This is a genomic window from Pseudomonas rossensis (assembly GCF_039888995.1).
In the GTDB taxonomy this organism is placed as follows: domain Bacteria; phylum Pseudomonadota; class Gammaproteobacteria; order Pseudomonadales; family Pseudomonadaceae; genus Aquipseudomonas; species Aquipseudomonas rossensis.
The window spans coordinates 1-263 of record NZ_JBBWCB010000368.1; the positions used below are offsets into that span (position 1 = coordinate 1).

1 protein-coding gene is annotated in these 263 nt (G+C 62.7%); it reads left to right on the forward strand.

Features of this window, described 5'->3' with window-relative positions:
- Window positions 1–263: Ig-like domain-containing protein (locus WLY71_RS30910; RefSeq protein ID WP_347806607.1), on the forward strand; the 263-nt coding region annotated here is incomplete at both ends.

Below are 263 nucleotides of genomic sequence, written 5' to 3' on the forward strand. Positions count from 1 at the left end.
GACAGCTTCACCGACATCAGCGAAACCGTGACCACCAGCGAAGACGCCCCAGTCAGCGGCAGCGTGCTTAACGGGACGTCGAGCGTTGATGGTCCGGTCAGCGTGCTCAACTTCACCATCGGCGAAACCACCTACGCCGCCGGCAGCACCGCGACCATCGCCAACGTCGGCACCCTGGTGCTTGCCGCCAATGGTGCCTACACCTTTACCCCGGCGGCCAACTACAACGGTAGCGTGCCAACGGTCAGCTATACCGTCACTGA